Genomic DNA, 22482 nt, shown 5'->3' with positions numbered 1-22482 from the left:
GCCAAGGCCCCTAGCCACAATTGAGGAGAACACCACCTTAAAGATTTATTGAAAATTGTGACGGGAATTCACTTCACCGGAGGGGTTGTGGCACACTAAATAAAAAGGATCGCATAGCGCCACCTCGGTACGGAGACATGCCGTGGGGCGGTGATAAGGAGGCATGGTGATGGCAAAAATTTTAATCGTGGATGATTCCACGATGTCTCGGGGAATGCTGCGGCGAATGCTGCAACCGGAAGGGCATGAGATAATCGAGGCCAAAAATGGACTGATGGCGATCGAACAGTATGCTCTAGAAAAACCGGATTTGGTCTTGCTGGATATGGCAATGCCAGATATGCAGGGGACAGAAGTGTTAAAACAATTGCGCGAGTTCGATGCAGGGGCGCGAGTGGTAATGGCGACTGCAGATTTGCAAGCATTAACCCGCGCCACCGTCATGGCGGCGGGCGCAATGGGGTATATGACTAAACCTTTTAACGCCGCTACCGTGACGGAAACGGTGAATTGCATTTTGCAAGGGATGGAGGTGTAGGATGCAATTAACGGACCTGCAGCGCGATGCGTTAAGCGAATTATTGAATATGGGATTTGCGCGAACTGCAGCATCCCTCTCGGAATTGACCGGGTATCGCGTATTGTTAGAAGTGCCCCAGGTTTCGATTCATCCGATTGAAGAACTCAGCGACAAACTCGCCTGTTTTGTGGAGGGAGAAATTGCCACAGTTCAGCAAATTTTTACGGGTCGGGTGTCGGGAAATGCGTTATTGCTGCTCAATTATGATGGTGCATTGATGCTGACGGATTTGGTGACGCCCCAGCAACATCACCGGGGCGATCGCTTGGATAGTTCCGCAGCAGAAGTGCTAACCGAAATTGGTAATATTTTATTGAATGCTTGTTTGAGCGTGTTTGGCAATTTGCTACAGATGCAAATTTCCTTTTCTGTGCCCCGGTTACATTTAGATGCCGTGGATGGACTGCTTCATTCCCTGAATATCGGCTATGAAGAAATGCGCTATGCAATGGTGGTTTACACGGCATTTCGCATGGAAGATGATTCGGTCACCGGCTATCTGGTGATGGTGTTGAGTGTGGTGTCGCTAGAAAATCTATTGGAAGCAGTGGATAACTGGGCGCACCTGGTAGAAACTGGGCCAGAGGGGTAATGAGAACACTCGTTTTTTGGCAATAGGGAGACAATGATGAGCGACAATCAATTGTTGAATTTACAACACGAACAAGCTTTGTTGCAGTGGTTGAATGATTTGGCAGAAGAGGGAATTTTTACCACCGATGCCAACTTGCGGATTGTAAGTTGGAATCATTGGCTGGAAATTCACACCGGATTTAGGTCGAGAGATATTATCGGTCGGCATTTATTCGAGGTTTATCCGCAACTGAAACAGCGACGACTCGATCGCTTTTACGAGCAAGCGATCGCCGGTCAAGTGGTGCTGCTGTCTCAGCGCTTGCACGATTATCTGCTGCCCATTTCTGCGGGAACGGCAAAGGACTTGACCTATATGCCACAAAGTGCTAAAATTGCTCCCTTGATAGAAGCAGGAGAGGTGGTGGGTACGATTACCGCGATCGAAAATGTCACGGAACGCGCGATGCGCGAGACCCAACTGCAACGACAAATCGAGGAATTAGAGCGCACCGAAACGGCCCTGCGATCGAGTCAAACCCGCCTGGAATATCTGCTCTCTTCCAGTCCGGCTATTATTTATACTTGTCAGGGGCAAGACAATTATCCCACCACTTTTATCAGCGAAAATGTCAAGGAGCAACTGGGATATTCTGGAGAAGAATTTCTCGCCGATCCGAATTTTTGGATTGCCCAAGTTCACCCGGATGATGTGGGATACCTAGGGGAAAAAATTGCCCCCCTTCGGGAACAGGGACATGCTTGTTTGGAATATCGCTTTCGCCACCAAGACGGTTCCTATCGGTGGTTTCGCGATGAAATGAAATGGGTGCGTCACCCGAATGGCAAGGATGAAGAAATTGTCGGGGCAATGTATGATATTACCGAGCGCAAAAGAGCCGAAAAACGAGTGCGCCAACAAGCGGCGCTGCTGGATATTGCCACTGACGGGATTTTGGTAAAAGACTTAGAAACCCGGATTTTATTTTGGAACCAAGGCGCGCAACGGTTGTATGGGTGGACTGCCACTGAAGTAATGGGGCGACCGGCACAAGAACTGTTCAATCGCGATATTTTACCGCAAATCGAACAAGCATGGGAAACCGTACTGGAAAAAGGCGAATGGCAAGGAGAATTGCCTCAAATCACTAAAGAGGGCAAAGAAATTGTGGTGGCGAGTCGCTGGAGTTTGGTGCGCGACGAGAGCGATCGCCCTTGTTCGATTTTAGCCGTCAACACGGATATTACCGAGAAAAAATTACTGGAAGCGCAGTTTTTGCGCGCCCAACGGATGGAAAGCATCGGCACCCTCGCCAGTGGCATCGCTCACGACTTAAACAATATTTTTACCCCCATTTTAGGGGCGGTGCAACTGTTGCAATTAAACGCCGCCAGTCACAAGCGCGAAAAGTTAATTGAAATGCTGGAAATGAATGTCCTGCGCGGCGCAGATTTGGTGAAACAAGTGCTTTCTTTCGCCAAGGGATTGGATGGCGATCGCACCCTATTGCAGGTAAAGCATTTAATCGATGAAACCATCGCGATCGCCCGGGAAACCTTTCCCAAATCCATTAAATTTTCCACCCAAATCGACCCAGACCTATGGGCGATCGTCGGCGATGCCACTCACCTGCATCAAATTTTAATGAATCTGTGCGTCAACGCCCGCGACGCCATGCCCGATGGCGGCACTTTATCCATTTGCGCCGAAAATATTTGGCTCGATAAAACCAGCCTTTCGATTCATCTCGACGCGCGAGTTGGGCCTTACATTCGCCTGAAAATTTCCGACACCGGCACTGGCATCCCCGCCTATATTTTAGACCGCATCTTCGAGCCATTTTTTACCACCAAAGAAGTGGGAAAAGGCACCGGGTTGGGGTTATCCACGGTGCAGGGAATTATTAAAAGTCACCAAGGATTTATCAATGTGGTCAGCGAACCGGGAAAAGGCACCGAATTTCAAATTTATCTGCCCGCTGTGGAATCCAGCATGCCCCGGGAATCCCAATCCACAGAATGCAATGGCGGTCACGGGGAATGCATTCTCGTCGTCGATGACGAACCCACCATTCGCGAAACCACCGAAACCCTGCTGGAAAAATACGGCTATCGGGTGTTAACCGCCAGGGATGGGATTGAAGCGATCGCCTCTTATTCCCAGCATCAAAATGAAATCCAAGTCATTTTGCTCGATAGCATTATGCCCACAATGGATGGCCCAACCACCATTCAAGTGTTAGAAAAAATGAACCCGCAGGTAAAAATTATTACCGTCAGCGGCTTTTCTAATTCCCTCAATTGTACCCCCTCCAACCACCCTTGTGTCAAGGCATTTTTACCGAAACCTTACCCCACCCAAGATTTACTCAAAATCTTACAGCAAATTATCGCCAAACCCTAGGGCGTTAGTTCCCAATCAGCGTCATCCCACAAAACACCGGGTTACTCACTCGCATCGGTGGCCAATTCATCCCTCGGTGGCGAACAAATCCGGTTTCTCTCTCATCGCCCGCACTCTCTCCTCTCTCTCCATGACCCAAGGTGAAGTTCCCAGAGAAAATCTGAGAACCTCACCCGGATCGTCACCAGTTTACGAGTGTAATTTCGCCACAACTGTGGCTACGCTTGCGCCGATATTGGCGATCGCTTCTTGGTCTTTTTCATCGCTTAAGTTTCCATCATCATTAAACGCTTGAAACGCTTGCGGAATCGCTTTTTGCTCCGGAATCACCAGGATATTCATGTTGGCTAACATTTCCCGCAAACTCGCCAACCCGCGCAACCCCCCCAGTCCCCCGGGAGAGGCACTCATAATGCCGGCCACTTTGCCCGAAAACATCGCCAAAATCGGTTCCCCCGGATCGGGACGCGAGGCCCAGTCGATCGCGTTCTTCAGCACCGCAGTAATCGAGCTATTATATTCCGGAGAGGCAATCAAAAACCCCTGATGCGATCGGATCAGGTCTTGAAACTGACGCGCCGTCTCGGGCATTCCTTCTTTTTCTTCCAAGTCTTGGTCGAATAACGGCATCGGAAAGTCTCGCAAATCCACCTCCGTTACCTCCGCCCCGGCATTTCTCGCCCCAGCGGCGGCAATTTTCACCAGCAGTTTGTTGTAAGACGCTTCCCGGGTACTCCCGGCAAATGCAAGAATTTTCGGCTTTGTCATCGTTTGCTCCTGTTACTATGTCATACGCGAGTATTCCAACCCCAGACGCGAGGTCTGACTCCGATCGCCCCCTAACACAAGTGAAACTCACCCAGGTGATGCAATGGAGACCGGGGAACACTGAGGAAAAATTATAGTCGCTTTTGAACCCTACATCGCCAATCGATTTTTTTCTTCCCTGTGGTGTAGTTGGGGGACTGGGGCAAAGGGGCGATCGCAAATCATTCCGAAGCTAAATATTTTTTCGCCGATTTCTACCCTATTGCGGACGCATTATTTCGCCAAATTTGCTATACTCAACCCGCATTCATCCAAAGAGAGTGTTTAAACTGTGCCGTTTCTCGGGAGAAGCGCGATCGCATCTCTCAAATTTTTTTTTTGCTGACAAACCCCGAAAACCACTCATCTAAATTGTAGCTCAATCGTTTAGGAGGTTGTATGGTAGCCCTCGTCACCCAATTGTGGTCTGGACCTTTTATTCCGCACGGACATTGTTATCTCTGGAAACCCGAATTAGTCGGACTCCATCTGTTGTCTGATTCTCTGATTGCCTTCGCTTATTTCCTCATTCCCCTAGAACTGGTGTATCTGGTCAAAAAGCGCGGCGATCTGCCCTTTGACTGGCTGTTTTTTTTGTTTGGCTCGTTTATTATTTTTTGCGGGATTACCCATGCAATGGAAGTTTGGACTTTGTGGCATCCTACCTACTGGCTTTCCGGTTTCCTAAAAGCAATCACCGCCGCCGTTTCTTTATGTACCGCCGCCGTTCTCCTCACTCTAGTGCCAAAAATTCTCGCCATTCCCTCCCCGGAACAACTAAAGTCCGCCAATGCAGCACTGCAAAATGAAATTCGCGATCGCATTCAAGCCCAAGAAAAACTCAGCAAACTCACCCAAGAATTAGAACAACGGGTCGCAGAAAGAACCGCATCCCTCGCCGACGCCAACGAACGACTCAAACAGGAAAATCATCAGCGTTCTGAGGCTCAAGAAGCACTAGGGCGATCGCAAACTGAACTGCGCGATCGGGCCGAGGAACTCGAAACTACCCTGCACCAACTCAGACACACCCAAACCCAACTCATTCAAAGCGAAAAAATGTCCTCCCTCGGACAACTCGTCGCCGGCATCGCTCACGAAATTAATAACCCGATTAACTTCATTCACGGCAATATCGCCCCCGCTTTCGATTATATTCGCGATTTACTTAATATCATCGACCTTTACCAACTTCATTACCCCAATCCGCCAGCAGAAATTGCCGAAGAAATCGAAATAATAGACCTAGATTTTTTAGCCAAAGACCTGCAAAAAATCCTCCAATCTATGAAATCGGGAGCCGATCGCATTCGCAACATCGTCAGGTCTCTGCGCGTTTTCTCCCGCTTGGATGAAGCAGAAAAAAAAGTGGTGGATATTCACGAAAATCTCGACAGCACCTTGCTGATGCTAGACTATCGCCTCCACTCCCAACCCCATCGCCCCAGCATTCAGGTCATTAAAGACTATGGCAATTTGCCCCAAGTCGAATGCTATCCCGGTCAGCTCAATCAAGTCTTTATCAATCTGCTCAATAACGCGATCGATGCAGTGGAGTCATCGGTCACTGGTCATTCGTCATCGGTAACAGGTTCAAATAACCAAGGACAAATGACCAATAACCAAGGACAAACCCCCAACAACCAACCCCAAATAACCAATGACCAAGGACAAATAACCAATGACCAAGGACAAATAACCAATGACCAAGGACAAATGACCAATGACCAAGGACAAATAACCAATGACCAAGGACAAATGACCATTCACATTCGCACTCGAGTCACCGACGATAAAGCTCTACAAATTTGCATTGCCGATAACGGGATTGGGATTAGCGATAAACTGCAAGATAAAATATACGAGCCATTTTATACCACCAAACCGGTGGGCAAAGGAACCGGATTGGGATTGGCGATCGCCTATCAAATTATCGAAAAGCATCGGGGAACCTTGCACTGTAATTCTCAAGCGGGGAAAGGGACGGAATTTACCATTGAAATTCCGCCCAATGTGCCGGAACTCCCGCCGGAAATGTTCGATCGCCCCGGTGAGTTTGCCACCGCCTCGGTAGCATCCTCCGAACAAGCATAACCGCCTTCGATGGGGAGATTTTCAATCCATCCGACCCAAAAACCGCACCTGTTGGAAGCGATCGCAGCACACCACCATTCCCGGTGCAATCTTCACCGGGGATGTCTCCGGCGCAGGGGAACCAAACCGCACTTCCCGGTCATCCACCCACACCTGCTGCAATTTCATCCCGTGAAGGTGCAACTCCACCATCTGGTAAACAAAGGGATAGGTACCCTGTGAGTGCCAATTCAACTCCAACCCCTCGGCGGTTCGCGTCATTTCAAACCCATCCAATCGCCACGGGCCATATCCATCTCCCGCATCGCTATAGACCCTTCCCTCACCCCTGTCTTCCACCGGCGGATACAGGTGCAAAATCAGGGTTTTTCCCGCTTCCATTGGCAAAATGCTTCCCGCCTTCACAAACACCGCAATCTCCGCCAGGGGAACGTCCAACCGCAACCTTCTCGACCCTTGAAGGCGAGAATCGTCCGAAAGTCGATACCAGTACCCCCGGGGAACAATCGCCAGTCGCGATCGCGCTTTGGCAAACACAATCGGATACACCAACAGCGCATCCCCCAGGAAAAATGCATCCTCCACATCCCACAACTGCGAATTGTCCGGTTCCTCCCAAAACAGGGGACGAATGGGAGGAATGCCCGTTTCCTGCGCTTCCCATCCCAAGGTATAAAAATACGGAATCAGTCCATAGCGCAGACGCAACAAATCCCGCACGCAACTCGAGGTCGGTTCTCCATAAGTCCAAGGAGTGCGCGGTTTGGCATTGTTCGCCGAATGAGTGCGACAAAAGGGCAAAAAGGTAGAAAGTTGAAACCACCGCAAGTATAATTCCGCATTCGGATTGCCCTTAAATCCGCCGATATCCGGCCCGGTATAGGGAATGCCCGATAAACTCAACCCTAGCACTGTGGATACCGTTTGCCGCAATCCCGCCCAACTGGTTTCGATATCTCCGGTCCAGGTCCAAGCATAGCGCTGCAACCCCGCCCAACCGGACCGGGAGACGATAAAGGGACGTTGTTCCGGGCGATAGTCGCGCAGCGCTTCGTATCCGGCGCGCGCTTGCAACAATCCATACAGGTTGTGCGCTTCGCGGTGGTCTCCGCCTCTGCCTTCCATAAAATGGCGGGTAGGTGTGGGCAAGGTGGCATCCCCCCACAAGGTAAACACTCCCGGATCGTTCATGTCATGCCAAAATCCGCACACGCCCAAATCCAGCAGGTATTCATATTGCCGACTCCACCAATGACGGGCGAGAGGATGGGTAAAATCGGGAAAGGCGGACATCACGGGCCACACGGGGGCATGGATAATTTCCCCATTGGGCAGGGTGGAAAATACCTCTTGGGCGACCCCTTCGCGATACAGTTTGTTGTTGCGATCGCGCTTTACTCCGGGATTGACGATCGCAATAATTCGCACTCCCTTGGCCTCCATTTCTCGATTGAATTCCCGCAATTTGGGAAAGCGATCGGGGTCGATGGTAAACGACCGAAAGTTATCTTTGCAATCGATATCCAGGTGAATCGCGCTTAAGGGCAAATCGTATTTCTCGAAGCCGTTCGCCGTGTCTCGCACTGCTTTTTCGGTTTCGTATCCCCAGCGGGATTGATGATACCCAAATACCCAGCGCGGCGGAAGTGGCGGACCCCCGGTGAGTTCGCTATAATTTCCCAGGAGTTGTCTCGGATTTCCGGCAGTAAAATAATAGCGAATTGCCCCGCCTTGAAATTCAGCCGTTGCCACATCGTTGAAGCTAAAATTCGCATCAAATGAGTTTTCGTAAAATATCAAGTAACTGCCGTTTTCGTGCAATCCCACATACACCGGAATGCACAAGTAAAGCGGATCCATTCCCGGGCCGTAGAGTCCCCCCGCATCGTAGTGCCACATCCGATATTTTTTGCCTTGCTGCAGGCGCAAATTAAACGGGGCGGCGCGTTCTCCCAATCCGTAGATGCGTTCTCGCGATCGCAATTTCGCTCCATGCGTCCACTGTTCTCCCTGGCGCTGGGGCGGCAATTCTTGACGCAGCGATCGCCCGCTTTCGTCCAGAAATTCTATGCTACCTTCCCCGCTGACAATTGCCGTTAATTGGCTACTGGAAATGAGGATTTTATCCCGATTTTCCTCCACTGTAACTTTCACTTCCGGCCAAGTTTCTTTCGCGATCGCATAGGGCACCGGCAGCCATCCCGGTTCCCAGGTAACTCGCACAAAATCTGACTTTAAAAATTCTACCTGCACTGCAGCGCGCTCGAACTGCATCCAAGCACCGCGATCGGTCTTTTTTAGCCCTTGCAATTGCCCCGGCGTTTGCATCGGTTCGCTGGGTTTGGGTTTGCCGTACTGGCGTTCGATTCGGTCTCGCTGCCAGCTATAAATCAAAGAGGCAATAAAGCGTTCGAGTCGAATCGTTCTCAATCTTAAGGCAATTTGCTTTTTAATATTCATCAGAATTTTAGGTTTTGCGTCTGGGAATGGTTGACAACAGAGATGGTTTGAATTATAATAGAGTATCTACTCTGGTCTATCTTCCGATAGATAGACTTTTCTCGTCAATTTTTCCCGTGACTTCGCCTTCCGTTTCTGATTTGTGGCGGGGTTGTTATATATCGAGGGTTGATGTTTCCCGTTTGGAGGCGGTGCGTCACCCCCGGATGGGATGGGGGGATGTTCCCGATTATTTGGTGGCGGGGGTGACGCACCCTACGGTTATTGGGGGTTTGGTAAGGGAATTTTATATATATGAGTTTTGCAGAGGCGTGAAAGGGGGAGAGGCGCGATCGCTGCTGCAATCGCCGCGCCCCAACTCCTTTAACCCCGCTTTTTCGCACATTGATTGCACGGAATTTCAATTGTGAACTCGGTGCCTTTCCCGGGAGTAGAAGTACATTGTAGATTCCCCCGATGTTTTTCCACCACGATTTGATATCCGATCGCCAAGCCCAAACCGGTACCTTTCCCCGGGGGTTTGGTGGTAAAAAACGGATCGAACAACTGACGGCGAACCGACTCGGGAATCCCCGGCCCATTATCGCTAATCCGGATAACCGCGCGATCGCCTTTGCGTTCGGTACGAATGCGAATTTGCAGGGGTTCGCCATCCTTGGAGGACGAACCCTCCCTCATCGCAATTTCCTCCAACGCATCGATCGCGTTGCTGAGAATATTCATAAACACTTGATTTATCTGACCCGCATAACAATCCACCCACCCGATATCGCCAAACTCTTTAATAATCTCGATTTTCGGATGTCCCGGTTTTTCCTTGAAGCGATGCTTCAACAGCAGCAAGGTATTCTCGATTCCTTCGTGAATATCCACCGCTTTGCACTTCGCTTGATCCACCCGAGAAAAGTTCCGCAGCGATCGCACGATTTCGCGAATTCGTTCCGCGCCAATTTGCATAGATCCGAGCATTTTCGGCAAATCTTCCAGCACGAAATCCAATTCTATCTCCTCGGCGAATTCTTTAATCGGTGCCACCGGGTCGGGATAATGCGCTTGATAAAGCGAAATCATCTCGATCGAGTCTTGCATGTATTGTCGCGCGTGGTTGAGGTTGCCGTAAATAAAATTCACCGGATTGTTAATTTCATGTGCCACCCCCGCCACTAACTGCCCCAAACTGGACATTTTTTCGGTTTGAATTAACTGCGCCTGGGTTTTTTGTAACTCCAGTAACGTTTGTTCCAGTTGTTGGTTTTTCTCCCGCAATGCTGCTTCGGAATTTCGCAGGGCGTCTTCGGCTTTTTTGCGATCGCTGATGTCGTGGTTGATTTCTAAAATTGCCGTTGGTTTCCCCGCTTCATCGCGCTGCAAAGTCCAGCGCGACGCCACCACAATTTGCGTTCCATCTCGCTTGGTATGAATCAACTCCCCCTGCCAATATCCATCGCGCAATAAGGTTGCTTTAATCTCCGAGGGCGGTTGCGGGAATTGGCTGTGCAAAAAATCATGCACCGGTTGTAACATCGCCTCTTCTCGCGTCCATCCGTAGAGTCGTTCCGCCCCGCGATTCCAATAGGTAATCCGATAGTTCAAATCTAGTATCATAATCGTGTCATTCGCCAAATCGAGCATCTGCGCGTGCTTGCGTAATGACACTTCCGCTTCTTCGCGTTCGTGAATTTCCGACATCAGCCGTTGGTTGGTTCGTTTGAGCTGTGCGGTGCGTTCTTCAAATAAAGCTTTTAATCGCAGGTATTCTTGGCGCAAGGAGGCTTCGTTGCCCTCAATGTTTTCCGATGCCACGCGATCGCCAATGGCTTCGCTAAACAGCATCACGCCTCCCAACTCTCCCGTCTCCCGATACCACGGCTGAATCTGCCAGCGCATCAACACCTCGCTTCCATCACCCTGCTGACAGACCACCTCCTCGCATCCCGATTGGGTTTGCGCCAAACACACCCTACAACTCTCGACAATTTCCCGGGGAAAAGCCACCCCAGTGTCCCACAGCGATCGCCCCACCACCGCGCTTTGCATCTCCCGGGTCGCCTCTTCGCCGGCCCCATCGGTTGCAGGTTCGATCCACTGAGATATCCAGCCGCGCGATACCCTGTGGTAGCGCAATTGGCGATCGACCATTGCCACGGCCCCGGGAACCCACTGCACGAACTGACTCAGTTGTGCTTCGCTTCCGGGAAATCCTCGGGGTTGAGAATGGTAGCGGCTGACCGAGGTTGGAGAATTTACGGGTTTCATTTCTACCATTGTCATCTGCTCGTCTATCTGTTTCATGCTATTTGCCACACTCGCACGATAAAAAATCAAACTCAATCTGCACCGAATTTGGTATGATAGATTAAGAAATAATAAATTATTTTGCTATTTTACTGCTTTTGTCCCCTTTGGGATCGCTCAATTCGGCGGCAAGGGGTTCAGTTCCCCGAGAATCGCGGGGGGTTTTCAGACCGCCCCGGTCGGGTTGAGCCGCGCCAGGATGGGGCAAATCAGGCTTGCCTATGATTGGCATCAAAAATCTCAATCTATGGTTTTATCCCTCCCTCTATGACGCACAAAAATCTAGGTTCCCCCCCTTTTGAGGCAAAATTTTATCACTCTGCCTTGTTTTAATTCTATCTAACCAAAGAATTTGTCTGCTATGAAATTACCGATAAAAATGCGCTATGGGGTTGCATCGTTGGTGCTGACGATCGCCCTAGGTACATTCGCGGGGATAAGCCTACAAAGCGCCAATTCATCCCCACAAGGCAGCACTTCCGCTCAATTCGATCGCGATCGCCGCGAACAACTGCGAAAGCAAAGTACCCAAATCCAACGGCGATCGCCCTCCGCCTGGACCGATCCGCAAGAAGTCGCATTTTGGCGCAGAAGTATCGCCATCCGGCAGAAAATCGCCCGGGAAGATTTAGATAAACTCGATCGCTGGTGGCGACGGGAAAATATCGGCGACCCGCACAAATACTTACTGCCGGTGATTTTAGCTAAACTCTCTCTCGATCGCGAGTACGATCCGCAACCCAGTTGGGATATGCTGATGACCCTGGAAAAAGAGCGCCCGGACCTCTATCACTTTCGCAGCTTGTTCGACGTTCGCATTTTTTTCCAGAATCGCGATCGCATGCCGACTGAAGTCACGGAAAGCTATCGCAGTATGCTGCAACGCCCCCGAGTCAAGGAATGGAATGAAGGGGGGACGGAAAATCACAAATTCATGCAGCGCGCCTCCGGACTGGCATTGAGCGATGGGAGTGGGTTTCGCGATACCTATCCCTCCACCGCCGCCACCAACGAAGCATGGCTGCGATCGGAACTCGACAAGTTTCTAACCATCGGACAAGGGGAATTTCATTCCTCTATTTATTACGGTTATAGTATCGGCGCATTGCTCAATCTCTACGACTTCGCCCGCACCCCGGAATTGCGAAAACTGGCCACAGCAATTTTAGACTGGTATGCCACAAATATGGCCCTACGCTGGAGTTGGGGCACGGCGGGGGGTGCGGAAAGTCGCGGGTTCGATCGCGCCACCTGGGATAGCGGACTGGCGGCGGTGGCTTGGATCTGGTGGGGATTCCCCCCCGGGTCTGAGGCCGATCCCACAGAAATCGCCGACAATATGAAGTCTAGCTATGCCCGGTTGGCTCTCGCACCGGCCCTGAGTTCCTATCGTCCTCCCGCCCACTTGCACGCCTTAGCGCACAAAGAAGTGCCCCTCCCGTTTCTCGCCCGTGCCAGTCACCCGGTTTATTACAGTTACCACAAAGAAAATCATCTGTGGGAAACCTTCTATGTGACGGAGGATTATAGTTTAAGCACCCTGCTAGAACCCTCCCGCTCTTACCAAGTCCAAGGCACGATTCGCGCCCAATATGCTACCTATAAGCTGGTGATTCGCGATCGCCAAGGTCTCGACAATGCGGTGGTCAGTCTCGGCGGCACCTATCACACTCCAATGGCCACCGGTCGCAGTCCAGCAGATCAGTACGTGCAAGGCCGCAGTGCGGTCCTCTATCAGCAAATTTTGAATCCCCAAGATATCCAAGCCGGGGTGCCCGCGCGCTCTCATTTAGTGCTACCCCAGCGCTACGGGGAACCGCGACGGCATGGCGAGTGGTATATTTGGCAAATCGAAAATGTCTGGCTCCTCGCCCGCCCCTGGGGGGAGCGCGTTTCTTTGCAAGTGCCGGTGTCGGAAAAACACTCCGACTATCAAGCCTTGGTCGCCCGAGGTGAGAAAACCGCCTGGATAACCGATGTGGCGCGCTTGGCTGATTATCCGGATTGGGAGCGCTTGACCCAGGCCCTCGATCGCACCTCGGTGACCGATGAGGCGTGGGCCGAGGAGTTTGAATTGGCCTATCGCGGGTTGGAGGGCGATCGCCTGACCATGACCTATCAACCGGATGGGGCGATCGCCTCGGCCACCATTAACGGCGAACCGCTCAACCTAGAAGACTGGCCGATATTAGACAGTCCCTACGTCAGTCAAAAGGTCAACAGCGGCCTCTTGCAGGTCAACCATCCCCACCTGGGCACCTGGCGCTTGCGAGCCACCGTCAGCGGACCGGAATGGGAGGCAAAACCGTAAAAAATTGACAAAAAAGGATGGAGAATTGAGAATAAAAGGTGCAAAATTGAGAATGACCGGATTTTTCCCTCCCGCGAGGATGGCTGATTGTAAAAAAAATTTACATTTTCTGAGGAAGGAAGGGTAACAAAACCCTAAGAGCATGCTACAGTAGTAACGTCCAGAGAAAAACGTTCGGTTATCGTGTTTGTGTTCATTAGTTACAGGCGGATCTCCGGAACGAACTCTCTACGCTATTTGATTCTGGAGAGGCTTTATGTCAATCTATGTCGGCAACTTATCTTATGATGTAAATCAAGAAGATCTCAATGAGGTCTTCGGGGACTATGGCACCGTGAAGCGGGTTAATCTTCCCTTAGACCGGGAAACCGGTAAAAAGCGCGGTTTCGGCTTCGTGGAAATGGAAAGCGAAGAAGAAGAAGCTGCCGCCATTGAAGCACTCGATGGTGCAGAATGGATGGGTCGCTCGATGAAAGTCAACAAAGCAAGACCCCGGGAAGACAAAAGACGCTCTGGCGGTAACTGGGGTGGCGGTAACAATCGCGGCTATTCCAAATCCCGCTATTAAGCTTCACCGTTCCCGATAAAACTAGCCTTCAGTTGAACCGGAAATCGAGAGGTTGACGGGCAAAACCTGCCCTTATCCGCCAGCGAACGCAAGGGAAAAATCCCCAGCGAGACGATGGCGAACTGGCAGGCGAGTTCAAACGCTGTCGGTTTCGCTCAGATCGGTTATACTGAAAGGCTTTTTTTTGCGGGGGAGGCGATCGCCCGCCGGTTTGAATAGATTGACATTTGGCCTACAGGTAAACAAGAGAACAATTCGGAACCGAGGTCACGCCGCGTCTGTTTAGAGTACGGCTCAAAAGCGACGCGGCAGGTTTATTAAGGACAGATCCGGGCAACCGAAAGCACAATATTGCATTGTGGCTCCGATGTTGCAGTAAGGGCAGGGCGAGAGTGTGACCGATGAGTTTCCCAAACTCGGCGATCGCCTGAGTGAAAGTCAAGCGATCGCCCGTAACTATTTGTTTAAACGCTTAGGAGGTAGAATGACCCAAGTTGTAGTGGGTGAAAACGAAAAAATTGAGTCAGCATTGCGCCGATTTAAGCGTCAAGTGTCTCGAGAAGGAATTTTTGCAGATATGAAGCGCGTGCGTCACTTTGAAACGCCAATCGAAAAACGCAAGCGCAAAGCCATTGCCCGACGGCGGAAGCGTCGCTTCCGCTCCTTTAAATCTAACCGCTAACGTTTTGTAACGCTCCAATTCACGCCCTCAACCCCCTACCTTCTGCTCCGGCGGTTTTTTGTAGGGGGAAAAGTTCGTATCGAGGGATTCTCCCGCCATTCCACCGGAAATCCGAGCCGCGCCACAATCACACCGCCTTTCCGGGAACTGTGCAAACAATCACAACCGCCAACCTTCACTTACGGCGGGTAAATCGTTTTTCGAGTTGACAAATTGCCAATTTTATGCTAATCGCGCTGCCAAATCTTCACCATCCCATTCGCCGTACCGCTGATGAGTAGATTTTCTATCGGCGAAAAGGCCAGAGACATCACCGCCCCAGTTTGTTCGGTCAGGGTGCAAAGTAACTTCCCAGTGGACAGGTGCCAAATCTTCACCGTTCCATCGGCACTGGCACTGGCAAAGGTCTCCCCATCCGGCGCGATCGCCAGGGCCGTCACCGGACCTAAATGCCCCGGCGTCGTCCACAGCACCCCCCCCTGGCTCAATTCCCACAGTTGAATGCTGCCATCCCCATTCCCACTCATCAACCGCCCATCCGGCGTCATCACCATCGCTTCCACCACATCCAAACTGCCGGTGAAGCTATTGATAATTTCCTCACTCTCCAGTTGCCAAAGTGTAATTCGACCATCCCCGCCCCCGCGCGCCAGCTTCTCACCATCGGGAGTAATCGCCACCGAATACACCGGACCGGTATAATCCGTCAACCTGCCGATTTGTTCCGTGCGGCTTAAATCCCATACCGCGATCGTCTCGTCAAAACTGCCACTAAACAGAACCTTTCCATCCGGATGCATCGCCACAGTTCGCACCGAACCGGTATGCCCGCTGAGAGTTTCCACGAGCTCTCCCCCGGGCAACCGCCACAATTTCACCGTTTTATCCCAACTCGCCGAGGCCAAAGTTTCCCCATCGCTACTGATAGCCAGGGAAAACACCCCGCGCTCATGTTCCGCCAGCACTTGCATCAATTCCCCACTGGGCAATTTCCACAGCTTCACACTGGTATCGAAACTCCCCGTGGCCAAAATTTTGCCGTCCGGACTAATCGCGATCGCCCTTACCCAATCCGCATGAGCCGGTAAACTCTGGATGCAGCTCCAATTTTGCGGCGCGGGTTCCCTGCTTTTCCTAAAACTCGGTAGCACCACCTTGTCCCCAGACCGATTCCCTTGGGGCGCGGATGTGGGGGGTTCCGCCTCTGCTGACCCTTCTGGCGGCGGTTGTGCAGGCGCGGAAGGCATCGGTTCGGGAGCTGTAATCGGCGTCTCTATGCGCGAGGAAAGCTGTAAGGTAGCTTCCTCTAAGCGCTCGATGCGGGATAATAATGCAGAGCGATTCAAATAGGCAATAATATTAGAAATCGATTCGTTGAGCATTCCAGAATGCTCTTTGAGTTCGGCAATTTGGGTCTCTAGGGTCTCGGATTTGTGGGTTTCTAAGGCGGCGAGACGGCGTTGCAAGTCCGCCACTGCTTCGGCGCTAGGGGAGGCACTGGGGCGATCGCCGCTGCTGTCCGCGCCCTGAGTCGGCAGGGATTTCCCCTCCACCTGTTGGCGCAACTGTTCCACATCTTCCGACAGTTCTCGGTTCAGGCGGCTGTTCGTTCCACCGATGCGCCGGGTCAGTTGTTCCAGTCGGATCCGCTCGATCGCGTTTAACAGAATCGCGCCACAGATGAACGGAAGGGCAACGGTCACCAACGGCGCAAAAAACAGCGCCGCGATCGCCGCCACCACCGAAGCGAACAAACAGACATATTCGGCAATCAGCCACCAATGACGATGAGTAAACATGTTGCTTTTTTCCCAGTCCCCTTACCTACGAACCACAGACCCCAGTTACAGTTGCAGCACCAATCGGGCGATCGTAAAATAAATCAACACCCCCAGTACATCCACCGCCGTGGTAATAAACGGGGCCGACATCAGCGCCGGATCTAACTTCAACGCCCGGAATAAAAACGGCAGCGCCGAACCCGACACCGAGGCCAAAATCGAAATTGCCATCAAAGAAATGCCCACGGAGAAGGCAACCGCTAAATTTCCCTGCAAGAAGAATCCCCAAACTGTAGCAATGCTGCCCAAGATTCCCCCGAGCAATCCGCCAGCGATCGCCTCTCGCCACACCACCTGCAACGGACCGAGCAAGCGGATTTCCTCCGTATTCATCCCGCGAATCACCACCGTAGAGGACTGTGCCCCCACATTCCCCCCAGTTCCCGTCAGCAGGGGAATAAATGCGGCCAATACCACCACCTGCTGCAAGATATCTTGTTGGGATTTGATAATGGTTCCAGTGACGGTATTGGTAATCAGCAAGACGAACAGCCAAACCACCCGCCGACGGGCCACGGTGAGCAAATTGGTTTGAAAGTAATTGTCGCCTTCTGATTGTACCCCACCCAAGGCATAGATATCCTCGGTGGTTTCTTGCTCCAGGATATCGATTACATCGTCCACGGTGATGATCCCCACCAACCGCTGCTCGCTATCCACCACCGGAATGGCGAGAAAGTCGTAGCGCTGGATCAGGCGCGCTACTTCTTCTTGGTCCGTATCCGTATGCACGAAAACCACATCCCGGGTCATTAACTCGCCCACAATGCGATCGGGTTGGGCGATGACTAAATCGCGCAAGGAGACAATGCCTTTTAACTGGCGCGCCACGTCGGTGACGTAGAGATAGTAGATGATTTCCGTGACTGGGGCTAGATTGCGAATCCGCTCCAGGGTTTGGCTCACGGTCATGTTTTCTTTCAGGGAGATGTACTCGGGGGTCATAATTCGCCCCGCCGTCCCCGGTTCGTATCCCATCAGCAAGGCGGTGGATTGCCACTCCGCCGGGGAGAGTTGCGCCCGCAGGCGACGCACCACCTTGGCGGGCAATTCGTCCAGCAGTCGCGCCCGATCGTCCGGTGACATGTTCTCGATGATGTCGAGCACTTCTTGACGCCTGAATTCCTCTAGCAGCGCCTGCTGCACGCTGGAGTCGAGATGTTCGTAAACCTCGGTGGCTTCGTCTTTCGATAGCAACCGAAAGGCGATCGCCTGCATCGCTTCGGGCAATCCTTCAATTGCTTCGGCAATATCTGCAGGCTGAACCGGTACCAGGATCGCTTTCGCCCCCTGGAGGTCTCCTTGGTCGAGCAGCGCCGCGAGTTGCGATCGCACTAACTCGGTTATTTCTCTCCGCGACAAGGTCTGGAGGGGAGAGGATGGATATTGATTTTCAGTCAAGGCAAACTCCCTGGATCCAGTCCGACGATAATTGCTGCATACAGTTTAAACGCCTCTGCGAAAGCGCCAGCACAAACAAATTCTATCCGTTCGTGACCCCTTTTTTCCCCTCCGCAATTTCTTCCGCCCCGGTGGCGCGCTCTCCACGGGCGGGTTTTTTTCCCACTCCACCCCTTTCGTCGCCCCCTACAGCGCGATCGCGCGCCACCCCAGTCCCACTTCCCTCTTTTTCCCTTCCGCGATTTACCTCGCCCTGGCTAATATGATGCCCAAATAGGCCGCGATCGCTCCCAGAAATGCACTGCCTCCCCAATACATCATTCCTGGCAAAATTCCGCGATCGCGCAGTTGAATTACTGTCTCTAATCCATAGGTGGAAAAGGTGGTATATGACCCTAAAAATCCCACGGCGATCGTCAACCGCACCTCGGGCATTAGGGTGGGAAATTTCTCTAAAACTAGGGTGACAAAAAATCCCATTCCCACGCAGCCGGTTAAATTAATAAAAAGGGTTCCCCACGGCCAACTATTTCCCCACTGCTCCCGGAACCAAGTGGTGATATAATATCGGCTTAGCGCGCCTGCGATCGCTCCCAAACTAATCGCAATCGGGGTTCTTACTGTGGGACTTTGGCTCGTTACCGCAAGCATTTCTAGACCCTGTTGCCATAAAACGCTCAAGTTAAATCTCATGGTTGTTTCGTTCGCCTTCCACCGAGGCGACCTCCCATCGCCATTGTTCGCATCAAACGGATTATAACCCTATCTCTCCCCCCTCCATAAAAACGCGCCCACTCCCGCCATTTCTCCCGCTCATCTCTTTCCCCAGATAGAACCCATCGGGCTGTTAATTTTTGTAAAATACAAAAAATTCAGTGCTTCCAGGAGCTTTCTGTATGTCAACCTACGATACCATTATTATTGGAGCGGGTCACAATGGCTTAGTCTGTGCCGCTTATTTACTCAAAGCAGGCAAAAGCGTGCTGGTGCTGGAAAAGCGATCGGTTCCTGGCGGCGCAGCGACCACGGAAGAAGTCATGCCAGAATCCGCCCCCGGATTCCAGTTTAACCTCTGCGCGATCGACCACGAATTTATTCACCTCGGTCCGGTGGTCAAAGAATTAGAATTAACTAAATATGGATTGGACTACCTCCACTGCGACCCGGTAGTCTTTTGTCCCCAAGCTGATGGCAAGTATTTCCTCGGCCATCAATCCATCGAAAAAACTCGGGCGGAAATCGCGCGCTATAGCGATCGCGATGCAGACAAATACGTGGATTTCGTTAATTTTTGGCAGCGTCTGCTTGGCGCAATTACTCCCCTATTTAACGCCCCACCCAAATCGATTATCGATATCGCCGGCAATTATAACACAGAAAAACTCAAAGATTTACTCTCGGTTCTCGGTTCTCCCGACAAAATTCTCGATTTCGTCCGCACCATGCTCAGCAGTCCCCAAGACGTGCTAGAAGAATGGTTCGACACGGAAGTGGTGAAAGCGCCACTGGCGCGCCTCGCCTCGGAAATCGGTACCCCCCCCTCGCAAAAAGGCATGGCAATTGGCGCGATAATGATGTCCATGCGCCATCATCCCGGAATGACCCGCCCCCGAGGCGGAACCGGCGCGCTAACCCAATCCCTGCTGAATTTGGTTCGCCACCTCGGGGGCGAGGTCCTGTGCGATCGCGAAGTGGACCGCATTCTGATCGACGATCGCCATCGCGCTGTCGGCGTGCGAGTCGCGGGGGGCGAAGAATATCGCGCCAATTTAGGCGTGATTTCCAATATCGACGCCAAACGAGTCTTCCTCCAATTGGTCGATCCCACCGCGATCGCATCGGTAGACCCCGATTTGCGCGATCGTCTCGACCGCAAAATCGTCAACAACAACGAAACTATCCTCAAAATTGACTGCGCCCTCTCGGAAATTCCCCGCTTTAGCGCCTACAATCATCAAGATAACTATCTCGTTGGGTCGTTATTAATTGCAGACTCAGTACATCATGTAGAACAAGCTCACTCCTTATGTCAACTCGGCATTGTTCCCGACGAAAATCCCTCCCTCTATGCTGTGGTTCCCACGGTTCTCGACCCTTCAATGGCCCCAGAAGGCAAACATACCCTCTGGATTGAATTCTTCGCCCCCTATCAAATTGCAGGCGCAGAAGGCACCGGTCTCAATGGTACCGGATGGACTTGTGAATTAAAAAATAAAGTGGCCGATCGCGTCATCGATAAATTAGCCGATTATGCCCCCAATCTCAAATCCTCGATTATCGCCCGTCGCGTAGAAAGTCCCGCCGAACTCGGCACCCGCCTCGGTGCTTACAAGGGCAATTACTACCACATGGACATGACCCTCGACCAAATGGTATTCTTCCGCCCCTTGCCCGAAATCGCCAACTACAAAACCCCGATTGAAGGATTATTTTTAACCGGAGCCGGCACTCATCCGGGCGGTTCCATTTCTGGAATGCCCGGACGCAATTGCGCTCGCGCTTTCCTATTCCATCATCAACCCGTTGCTCGCACCGTTCACGACGCCCAAGGTGTATTTCAGTCCATGACAAAATCCATTTTTAACCATCCATAACACCGATAAAGTCCCAAAATTGCTTAATATTTCTTCCCAATCAAGCGCCTGAAAATAGCCAATTTTACCCCCTCCAACCTCGTTCCCAGGCTGAGCCTGGGAACGCCTTTGCCGAGGCTCCGCCTCGGATAACATAACGCATTAAAAACCCAGAGATTTCCTTTATTTTAACTCATGTGAAATCCCGGAAATAGCTACCGCATCCGATAAAAATGGAAGCGATTAAAAGCGCGAATCTGGATAAAACAACGCCAAATCACTCCTAAAAATATTCTGGCAAATTTTCACTAATAGCTGGATTAATGTGGTAATGTGGTAGCTCGATACCGATATTACCCAGCTTGTCCTGGGAAACAGTAAAGCCCCAAATCAGGGCAAAACTTTGTGATGAACGTAAGCTAAATTGGAGGTGCGATCGCAGTGGCAGATCCGTACATTATTCGCTTGTTAGCACTCGGTCTGCTTTTATTGGGGGTGACGGTATTTTCCGGGTGGATTAAGCGCCTACCCCTTTCTTTCGCCTTGATTTATTTAATCGTCGGCTTTTTGCTCGGCCCGTATGGCGTGCAACTGATTCAAATGGAACCGAATGCCAAAGTATTAGAACGCCTGAGCGAATTTGTGGTCATTGTTTCCCTATTTAGTTGCGGCTTAAAAATGAATCGTCCCCTAAGGTTATGGGCGTGGCAAATTACGGCGCGGTTAATTGGGTTTTTGATGCCCATTTCCATCGCGGGAACTGCCCTCGTGGGTCATTTTTTGCTAAACTTACAGTGGGGAGCTGCTATGTTACTCGGTGCCATTCTCTCCCCCACAGATCCGGTGTTAGCCTCGGAAGTACAAATCGCGCATTCGGACGATAAAGATGAGCTGCGCTTTGGCTTAACCTCCGAAGGCGGATTAAACGATGCCTTGGCATTTCCGTTCGTGTATTTTGGGTTATATTGGTTAGGCGATCGCAACTTAAACCGTTGGATTCACGATTGGTTGGTGGTAGATTTAATTTGGGCGATCGCGGCGGGAATTGCAATGGGAATTCTCGTGGGAAAAAGCATTGTTTGGATCGACCGCACCCTGCAGCAATTTCGTCCCGTAGACGAGCTGATGGAAGATTTCATCGCCCTAAGCACCATTTTTATCGCCTATTCTGTCACCGAACTCATCAACGGCTATGGGTTTCTCGCCGTATTTGTCGCCGGTATATCGGTTCGCCAAAGTTATCGCGCCGTGGAAAAAACTCTCTCCCAATTGCGCTTAACCGAACGTCTGGAAAAACTGATGGAAGTGGCTACCTTATTAATCCTCGGGTCTCTGTTACAAATTGAGCCGATTTTGCGCTACGCCAACGAAACGTTACTCGTCGCCGGCTTGTTAATTTTCGCCATTCGCCCCGCAGGCGCTTGGGTTAGTACCATCGGCGCTTGCTTTCACCCCGCCAAGCGCTTCTTGTTAGGATGGTTTGGAATTCGCGGCGTCGGGTCGTTGTATTATTTAACCTATGCCTTAAGTCACGGGTTAAGTGGTGCAACGGCGGAAAAAATTGCCTGGATCGTCTTTCTCACCATGCTGATTTCCACCGTATTGCACGGGATTAGCGCTACGCCCTTGATGAAGTGGTATCAGAGCAAAACCGAACCGCCCACCGCCCAATAATCGCCCGAGTTCCCGACACACGCGGTGGCATAAATCGGCTCACCGAGACTTAAACACCGGGTTATTTTCTGGCCAGCTTCGGGGTTCTGCGAGTACCTCTGCAATGGGTAAAGCCGTTTCTAAACCGCTACTATAGCGCTTGATATCATGTCCGGTGGAATAGCCGTAAAAAGAATAAGTCCACGAAGGTGGACTTTGCCTGTGTAGCCGCGATTTCAA

The 22482-nt window shown here is 51.4% G+C and carries 16 protein-coding genes; 9 read left to right on the top strand and 7 right to left on the bottom strand.

Translation table 11 applies throughout. From position 1 onward, the window contains the following. The first annotated feature begins 169 nt into the window (after positions 1-169). From AC0QH1_RS04390 to AC0QH1_RS04380, 3 genes are read left to right on the top strand one after another with little or no spacing between them, the layout of a single operon-like run. Positions 170-538 (top strand): response regulator, encoded by a 369-nt coding sequence (locus AC0QH1_RS04390; protein ID WP_324629671.1) that lies wholly within the window; start codon positions 170-172, stop codon positions 536-538. 1 nt (position 539) lies between these two features. Continuing rightward, positions 540-1172, top strand: coding sequence for a chemotaxis protein CheC (locus AC0QH1_RS04385; RefSeq protein WP_324629670.1), 633 nt, complete (start codon positions 540-542; stop codon positions 1170-1172). Positions 1173-1205: 33 nt separating this feature from the next. Further along, positions 1206-3557 (top strand): hybrid sensor histidine kinase/response regulator, encoded by a 2352-nt coding sequence (locus AC0QH1_RS04380; protein ID WP_324629668.1) that lies wholly within the window; start codon positions 1206-1208, stop codon positions 3555-3557. 189 nt (positions 3558-3746) lie between these two features. Here AC0QH1_RS04380 and AC0QH1_RS04375 read toward each other — a convergent pair whose 3' ends face one another. After that, complete coding sequence (locus AC0QH1_RS04375) at positions 3747-4325, bottom strand: NADPH-dependent FMN reductase (RefSeq protein ID WP_324629667.1); 579 nt, start codon at positions 4323-4325, stop codon at positions 3747-3749. 438 nt (positions 4326-4763) lie between these two features. On the opposite strand from AC0QH1_RS04375, the gene AC0QH1_RS04370 reads away from it, so the two are divergent. Next, positions 4764-6458 (top strand): ATP-binding protein, encoded by a 1695-nt coding sequence (locus AC0QH1_RS04370; protein ID WP_324629665.1) that lies wholly within the window; start codon positions 4764-4766, stop codon positions 6456-6458. Positions 6459-6479: 21 nt separating this feature from the next. Here the strand turns inward: AC0QH1_RS04370 and AC0QH1_RS04365 are convergent, their stop codons facing one another. Continuing rightward, the gene (locus AC0QH1_RS04365) at positions 6480-8918 is read right to left on the bottom strand and encodes a glycoside hydrolase family 31 protein (RefSeq protein ID WP_324629664.1); all 2439 of its coding nucleotides are present in this window, start codon (positions 8916-8918) and stop codon (positions 6480-6482) included. 363 nt (positions 8919-9281) lie between these two features. After that, a complete protein-coding gene (locus AC0QH1_RS04360) occupies positions 9282-11210 on the bottom strand; it encodes a PAS domain-containing sensor histidine kinase (protein WP_324629662.1) in 1929 nt (642 codons plus the stop codon). 364 nt (positions 11211-11574) lie between these two features. On the opposite strand from AC0QH1_RS04360, the gene AC0QH1_RS04355 reads away from it, so the two are divergent. The 3 genes from AC0QH1_RS04355 to rpsU all read left to right on the top strand — a co-directional run bounded on the left by AC0QH1_RS04355 (position 11575) and on the right by rpsU (position 14774). Beyond that, positions 11575-13524: a hypothetical protein gene (locus AC0QH1_RS04355; protein ID WP_324629660.1), complete on the top strand. Its 1950-nt coding sequence runs from the start codon at positions 11575-11577 to the stop codon at positions 13522-13524. Between the two features lie 256 nt (positions 13525-13780). Further along, positions 13781-14092, top strand: a complete 312-nt coding sequence (locus tag AC0QH1_RS04350; protein WP_324629659.1) for an RNA recognition motif domain-containing protein — start codon at positions 13781-13783, stop codon at positions 14090-14092. Positions 14093-14576: 484 nt separating this feature from the next. Beyond that, the gene (gene rpsU, locus AC0QH1_RS04345) at positions 14577-14774 is read left to right on the top strand and encodes a 30S ribosomal protein S21 (protein WP_324629675.1); all 198 of its coding nucleotides are present in this window, start codon (positions 14577-14579) and stop codon (positions 14772-14774) included. Positions 14775-15001: 227 nt separating this feature from the next. Here the strand turns inward: rpsU and AC0QH1_RS04340 are convergent, their stop codons facing one another. The 3 genes from AC0QH1_RS04340 to crcB form a co-directional block, all read right to left on the bottom strand. Continuing rightward, complete coding sequence (locus tag AC0QH1_RS04340; RefSeq protein ID WP_324629658.1) at positions 15002-16573, bottom strand: WD40 domain-containing protein; 1572 nt, start codon at positions 16571-16573, stop codon at positions 15002-15004. A 45-nt stretch (positions 16574-16618) separates the two neighbouring features. Next, a complete protein-coding gene (gene mgtE, locus AC0QH1_RS04335; protein WP_324629657.1) occupies positions 16619-18016 on the bottom strand; it encodes a magnesium transporter in 1398 nt (465 codons plus the stop codon). A gap of 243 nt (positions 18017-18259) precedes the next feature. Then, entirely contained in the window at positions 18260-18709 is a 450-nt protein-coding gene (crcB, locus tag AC0QH1_RS04330; RefSeq protein ID WP_324629655.1) for a fluoride efflux transporter CrcB, read from the bottom strand. A 203-nt stretch (positions 18710-18912) separates the two neighbouring features. On the opposite strand from crcB, the gene crtO reads away from it, so the two are divergent. After that, positions 18913-20610: a beta-carotene ketolase CrtO gene (gene crtO / locus AC0QH1_RS04325; protein WP_324629654.1), complete on the top strand. Its 1698-nt coding sequence runs from the start codon at positions 18913-18915 to the stop codon at positions 20608-20610. Positions 20611-21030: 420 nt separating this feature from the next. Continuing rightward, positions 21031-22263, top strand: coding sequence for a cation:proton antiporter (locus AC0QH1_RS04320; RefSeq protein ID WP_324629653.1), 1233 nt, complete (start codon positions 21031-21033; stop codon positions 22261-22263). A 39-nt stretch (positions 22264-22302) separates the two neighbouring features. Here AC0QH1_RS04320 and AC0QH1_RS04315 read toward each other — a convergent pair. Beyond that, positions 22303-22482, bottom strand: a 180-nt coding sequence (locus tag AC0QH1_RS04315) for a hypothetical protein (protein ID WP_324629652.1), incomplete at its 5' end; no start/stop codon positions are given.

Source organism: Phormidium sp. CCY1219 (assembly GCF_055795085.1).
This window is presented reverse-complemented; position numbering and strand designations above follow the sequence as displayed.